The organism is Rubrivivax benzoatilyticus JA2 = ATCC BAA-35 (genome assembly GCF_000190375.1).
GTDB lineage: Bacteria > Pseudomonadota > Gammaproteobacteria > Burkholderiales > Burkholderiaceae_C > Rubrivivax > Rubrivivax benzoatilyticus.
On sequence record NZ_AEWG01000034.1, the window covers coordinates 23,577 to 29,722 of the forward strand.

5 protein-coding genes are annotated in these 6,146 nt (G+C 73.8%); 3 read left to right on the forward strand and 2 right to left on the reverse strand.

What is annotated here, in order from left to right; genetic code table 11:
- The first annotated feature begins 93 nt into the window (after positions 1 to 93).
- Positions 94 to 810 carry an aspartate/glutamate racemase family protein gene (locus tag RBXJA2T_RS03520; protein WP_009855937.1) on the forward strand — a complete coding sequence of 239 codons (717 nt, stop codon included), beginning with the start codon at positions 94 to 96 and terminating at the stop codon, positions 808 to 810.
- A 6-nt stretch (positions 811 to 816) separates the two neighbouring features.
- On the opposite strand, the gene RBXJA2T_RS03525 is transcribed toward RBXJA2T_RS03520, so the two are convergent.
- The gene (locus RBXJA2T_RS03525; protein ID WP_009855938.1) at positions 817 to 1,842 is read right to left on the reverse strand and encodes an AraC family transcriptional regulator; all 1,026 of its coding nucleotides are present in this window, start codon (positions 1,840 to 1,842) and stop codon (positions 817 to 819) included.
- Between the two features lie 8 nt (positions 1,843 to 1,850).
- On the reverse strand, positions 1,851 to 2,768 hold the full coding sequence (locus tag RBXJA2T_RS03530; protein WP_009855939.1) for a GGDEF domain-containing protein: 918 nt from the start codon (positions 2,766 to 2,768) through the stop codon (positions 1,851 to 1,853).
- 261 nt (positions 2,769 to 3,029) lie between these two features.
- Here RBXJA2T_RS03530 and RBXJA2T_RS03535 point away from each other — a divergent pair, with 261 nt between their 5' ends.
- Together RBXJA2T_RS03535 and RBXJA2T_RS03540 are read left to right on the forward strand one after the other, a co-directional pair.
- Positions 3,030 to 5,504, forward strand: a complete 2,475-nt coding sequence (locus tag RBXJA2T_RS03535) for a TonB-dependent receptor (protein ID WP_009855940.1) — start codon at positions 3,030 to 3,032, stop codon at positions 5,502 to 5,504.
- The coding region (locus tag RBXJA2T_RS03540; RefSeq protein ID WP_009855941.1) for a phytase at positions 5,501 to 6,146 on the forward strand (646 nt) is incomplete at its 3' end. The genes RBXJA2T_RS03535 and RBXJA2T_RS03540, both read left to right, overlap by 4 nt.

Here is a 6,146-nt window from a genome sequence, read left to right on the forward strand (position 1 = left end):
CGCCGAGTGACGCCCAGACGCGAATTTCAGCAATCGCCTGCCCCGTCCCCGCGCGCACAGTGTCGCCATCGCCAACCTCTTTCGTTTCGCATCTTGAAGACCATCGGCCTCATCGGCGGCATGAGCTGGGAAAGCACCCTGCTCTACTACCAGACCCTCAACCGCGAGGTCGCCCGCCGCCTCGGCGGCCTGCACTCGGCGCGTGTGCTGATGCACAGCCTGGACTTCGAGGAAGTGGTGCGCGGCCAGCGTGCCGGCGACTGGGACGCGCTCGCCGCGCTGCTGCGCCAGGCCGCCGAAGGCCTGGCCGCGGCCGGCGCCGACTGCCTGCTGATCTGCACGAACACGATGCACAAGATCGCCGCCCAGGTGGCCGGCGAGAGCCTGCCGCCGCTGCTGCACATCGCCGACGTCACCGGCGCCGCCATCCGCGCACGCGGCCTGCGCCGCGTGGCGTTGCTGGGCACGCGCTACACGATGGAGCAGCCGTTCTACGCCGAGCACCTGGCCCGCCTGGGCGTCGAATGCATCGTGCCGCCCGAGGACGAACGTGCCGAGGTGCACCGCATCATCTTCGACGAGCTCTGCCGCGGCCAGGTGCTGCCGGCCTCGCGCCAGAAGCTGCAGCTCATCGTCGCGGCGCTGGCCGCGCGCGGCGCGGAAGGCGTGGTGCTCGGCTGCACCGAGCTGCCGCTGATCCTGGCCGAGGATGACGTCGCGCTGCCGCTGTTCGACACGACGACGCTGCACGCGCTGGCCGCGGTCGACTTCGCGCTGCACGGTGCGCAGCCGGCGCTGGCCGCCGCCTGAGCCGCGTCAGGCCGGGAAGTCGAACAAGCCCCGGCGCAGCAGCGCCGGCGTCGAGCCGGTCCAGCGCTTGAACGAGCGCCGGAAGTTGGCCGCGTCGTGGAAGCCCAGGTGGCGCGCTGCGGCCTCGTTGTCCAGGCCGCCGAAGCGGAACAGCCGCAGGCACTCGTGGCGGCGCACCTGGTCCAGCTCGGCCTGGTAGTGCGTGCCCTCCAGCGCCAGCCGGCGCTTGAAGGTGGCGGGGCTGAAGCCGAAGGCGGCGGCAGCCTCCTCCAGCGCCGGCGGGTCGCCGACGCGGTCGAGCAGCAGGTCGTACAACGCCGCCAGCAGCGCGCGCGGCATGGCCTCGGCGCCGGCGGCCTGCTCGGCAGCGCGGCTCGCGGCCACCGCACCGGGGTGCGCGGCGGCGGGCCAGGGTTCGTCCAGCCAGTGCGCGTCGATCAGCATCGCGTCGAGCTGGCAGCCGAAACGCAGCGCCGTGCCCAGGTGCACCTCGTGCTGCTCGGCATGGCGCGCGGCGGCGCGGTCGAAGCAGAAGGTCCAGGGCAGCGCGCGCCCGGCCAGCCAGCGGCAGCACGAGGCCACCGCGCTCATCTGCATCTCCACCAGCGCCGGGCGCAGCGCGCCCAGGCGGCAGGCGTCGGTCCAGTACAGCACCGCCAGGCCGCCTTCGACGTGCAGCCGCGGCACCAGCAGCGGCGACAGCCGGGGCTGGAAGCGCACCAGGCGCTCCAGCGCGTCGCGCAGGCTGGCGGCTTCGCGCAGCGCGTGGCTGGCGGCGCCGTAATGGCCGGGCAGCAGGTGGCGGCCCAGCACGAACGGCGCTTCGGCCGTGCCGAAGGCGCGCAGCGTGGCGGCCAGCAGTTCGCGCCACTGCGCCAGCGTCAGCGCCGCCGGCATGTCGGCCAGGCCGGCGGCGGCACGGATGGCCCCGACGTCCAGTTCCTGCGCACGCGCCAGCTCCAGCACCAGCGCCGGCTGGTGCGTGAAAGGTACCGTGGCCGCGGTGTCGCCGGCAGGTGCGGCGGCGCGCATGCCGGCTCTCAGGACGCGGCCCGCGCCGTGCGGGCGCCGGCCAGGTCCAGCGCCTCGAGCTCGCGGTTCAGGCGCGTCAGCAGCGCCTGGGCGTCGTCGTCGCCCAGCGCGACGGCGCTGCGCATCGCCAGCGCCAGCGGGTGCTCGGCGTCGCGCGGGCTGAAACGCATCGCCTCGACCATGCCGACCAGGTGCTGGGCGCGCCGGCGTGCCGTGCCCAGCTCGGCCTGCGGCATCAGCAGCACGAAGCGCGCGCCGGCGTAGCGGCACAGCAGCTCGCGCGGCGGCAGGTTCAGCAGCAGCTGGTGGGCCACCGCCTGCAGCACGCGGTCGGCCTCGGCGCGGCCGTGCGTGCGTTCGATCTCGGCCCAGTTGGCCAGCTCCAGCACCGCCACGGCGCAGGGCCGGCCGGGGTGTGCGGCGCGCTCCAGATCGATCTGGCGGCGCAGGTAGTCGGCGTCGGCGAGCTGGGTCACGCGGTCGTAGGCGCGGTGGTCGCGGAAGACACGCTCGCGGCGCTGCAGCTGCTCGCTGAGGGCGGCCTGCTCCTGGCGCCACAGCAGCAGGCCCCAGGTCAGCGCCAGCATGCCCAGCGGCGAGAACACCGACTCGATCCAGCGCAGCGGCAGCGTCGCCGCCGACACGACGAAGAGCTCGTCCAGGCAATCGGCGGTAGCGCCGAGCATGATCGCCGCCAGCCCGCCGGCCAGCCACAGCGTCACGCGCCCGCCGGGCCGGCTGCCCAGCACCAGCCAGGCCCAGACGCCGGCCATCAGCGCGGTGCCGCCTTCGGCGGCGATGTCCAGCCACTGCCAGCTGGCCACCGGCTTGGCCGGCGCAAACGCGGCAAACAGCGCCAGCAGCAGCGTGGCGCCCAGCGGCAGCAGCGGCTGCCAGGAACGGGGGAGGTCGACATCGGCGGCCAAGCTAGTGGCCGCCGATGACAGGCGTGCGTCAGCGCGGGGGTCCGAACAGCTCAGCACCGCCGCCGTCACCGCCGGCGCGGGCCCGCGCTGCGAGGGTGCAGGCCCGGGGCGCGCCAGCTCAGGCGGCCGCCGCGGGCGCTGCCGTGGCCGCCACGGCGCCGCCACCGTCACCGGACCGACACGCGCGCTGCCTACCGTGCGCCGCCGAACACCCACCCGCTGCCGGCGCCAACAGAGCGCCGCGGCCCACAGGAGCCTTCCGTGTCCCACACCCCGAAGCGGTCGCGCACGCCGCACACGCTGCTGGCGCTGGCCGCAGCCGCCGCCTTCCCGGCCATCGCCCAGACCCTGCCGGTCGAGACCATCGTCATCACCGGCCCCTCGCTGGCCACCGACCGTGCGCTGAAGGACCAGGCCGCCGCCGACAACGTGGTCAGCGTCGTGCGCGACGACGGCATCGGCCGCCTGCCCGACAAGAACACCGCCGAGGCGCTGCAGCGCCTGCCCGGCGTGTCGATCGAGCGCGACCAGGGCGAAGGCCGCTACGTGCGCATCCGCGGCCTGGGCCCGGACCTCAACAGCGTCACCTTCGACGGCAGCCTGCTGCCGTCGCCCGAGCGCGACCGCCGCGCGGTGATGCTCGACGTGCTGCCCTCGGCGCTGGTGCGCTCGCTGACCGTCAGCAAGACGCTGCTGCCCGAGCAGGACGCCAACTCGATCGGCGGCACGGTGGACGTGCAGACCGTCTCGGCCTTCGACCGCCCGGGGCGTTTCGTCGCCGCCGAGCTGGGTGCGTCCCACGAGACCAACACCGAACGCTCCAGCCCCAACGGCTCGCTGCTGTGGAGCGACCGCTTCCTCGGCGGCAAGCTGGGCCTGGCCGCGGGCTTCAGCCACGAGGTGCGCAAGTTCGGCTCGGACAACGTCGAGACCGGCGGCGCCTGGGACGGCGACGCGCTGGAGGAGTTCGAGCGCCGCGACTACCGCATCACGCGCGAGCGCACCGGCCTGGCGCTGAACGCCGAGTACCGCCCCGAGGCGGGCACCGAGTACCACGCCCGCTACCTGCACAGCCGTTTCAGCGACGACGAGCAGCGCCAGGCGCACGTCATCGAGTTCGACGAGCCCCAGACGCCCGGCACGCTGGGCGAAGCCGACTCCACGCGCGAACTGAAGGACCGCAAGGAGACGCAGACCATCCGCTCCTTCGTGCTCGGCACGACGCAGGCGCTGGGCGACTGGAAGCTCAAGGCCGAGGCCGGCAGCAGCCGTTCGCAGGAAGACACGCCGCTGCACATCGCCAAGGCCAAGTTCGAGGCCGAGGACACGTTCGACGGCGTCGGCTACAGCGGCCGCTCGCGCCCGCGGCTGGTCGCGCCGGCCGGCATCCATGACGCCGCGGCCTACGCACTCGACGAGATCGAGCTCGAGAAGTCGCTGGTGAAGGACCGCGAGCACAACCTGCGCCTGGACCTGTCGCGCCCGTTCGAGCTGGCCGGCGTCGACGGCGAGCTGAAGTTCGGCGCCAAGACCAGCCGGCGCCAGAAGACCAGCGTGCAGACGACCTGGGTGGTGGACGACTTCGGCGCCGCCGACGCCGGCCTGGCGGCCTACACCTCGGGCAGCGTCGACTACCCCTGGGGCACGTTCGGGCCGCGCATCGCCGCCAGCCCGCTGGATGCGCTGGCGCGTTCGGTGAACCTGGACGACTTCGTCGACGACCAGGAGTCGACCGTCAACGACTACCGCATCGACGAACGTGTCGACGCCGCCTACCTGCAGAGCACCTTCGACCTCGGCGCCACGCACCTGATCGCCGGCCTGCGCCACGAGCGCACGCGCATGGACGCCGCCGGCACCGGCGTGACCGACGGCGTGTTCGAGCCGATCCGCGCGCGCCGCGACGACCACCACTGGCTGCCCGGCCTGCACCTGCGCCACGACCTGGACGCACGCACCACGCTGCGCGCCGCCTGGAGCAACTCGGTCGTGCGCCCGGCCTTCGGCCAGATCGCGCCGGGCTACGTCATCGACGGTGACGAGGCCAGCTTCGGCAACCCGAAGCTCAAGCCGCTGCGCTCGGCCAACCTCGACCTGGGCGTCGAACGCAGCCTGGGTTATGCCGGCGTGGCGTCGGCCTACGTCTTCCACAAGCGCATCCGCGACTTCTCGTACCAGACCGACGTTGCCGGCACCGGCGCCTGGGCCGGCTTCGACGAGGCCGTCACCTGGGCCAACGGCGACACGGCGCGCGTCAGCGGTGTCGAGCTCGCGTACTCCAAGGCGCTGCGCGAGCTGCCGGCACCGTGGAACGGGCTGGTCGTCGGCGCCAACGCCACCTTCTCGAGCTCGCGCGCCAGGATCGCCGGCGCCGACGGCGGCTCGACAGTGTCGCGCCACATCCCGCTGCCCAGCCAGTCCAAGCGTGTGTTCAATGCCGTCGTCGGCTACGAGGCCGCCGACTGGAGCCTGCGCCTGGCCGCCAACTACAAGTCGCGCTACCTGCTGGAAGTGGGCGACACCACCGATGCCGGCCAGGACCTCTACGTGAAGGCCCAGACGCAGTGGGATCTGTCGGCCCGATACTCGCTGACCAAGGATCTCTCGCTGGGCCTGGAGGCGCTGAACCTGACCGACCAGCCCTACGAGGTGACGACCGGCCGCACCGACCGCAACGCGCAGTACGAGACCTACGGCCGCACCGTGCGTGTGAACCTGAAGTGGGCGATGCAATGACGCGAGCGAGGACGCTGAAGACGCTGGCCGGCGCCCTGGCACTGGCCGCCGCCACCGCGGCGCAAGCCGCACCCGCGGCGCCGCCGGCCGCCGTGGCCGGCGCACGCGAGATCGCCGCGCTGCCCGACGGCGCCTGGCTGGCGCTGGACAAGAAGGCGCTGCGCCTGCTGGATGCCGACGGCACCGAGCACGCCCGCCTGGCGCTGCGTGGCAAGCAGCTCGACACGCGCGCCGCGCCGCACGGCGCGCTGGCCGTCGTGCTGGACGCCGACACCCAGCGCACGCTGGCCATCACCGTCGACACGCGGGCGATGACGCTGGCGGCGCGGCCGGCGGTCGAGTCGCCCGCCTTCCCGGTCGAGGCGAGCTGCCTGTTCCGCGATGCCCAGGGGCTGGACCACCTGTTCGTCGTCGGTGACGAAGGCCTGGCCGAGCAGTGGCTGCTGGGCGCCCAGGGCGCACGCCTGGTGCGCCGGCTGGCGCTGCCGCCGCAGACCCAGGCCTGCCGCGTCGACGACGCCGCCGGCTGGCTGTACGCGCAGGAGGAGGACGCCGGCGTCTGGGCCTACCGCGCCGAAGCCGAAGGCGTGCCGCAGCGGCGCGCCGTGGCGCTGGCCGACCCGCTGGGCCCGCTGCGCGGCG

Coding starts and splice junctions, on each gene's coding strand:
- RBXJA2T_RS03525 (WP_009855938.1), bottom strand. CDS start 1,842: ATGCGCGCCGCCGCACCTGCCGGCGACACCGCGGCCACGGTACCTTTC.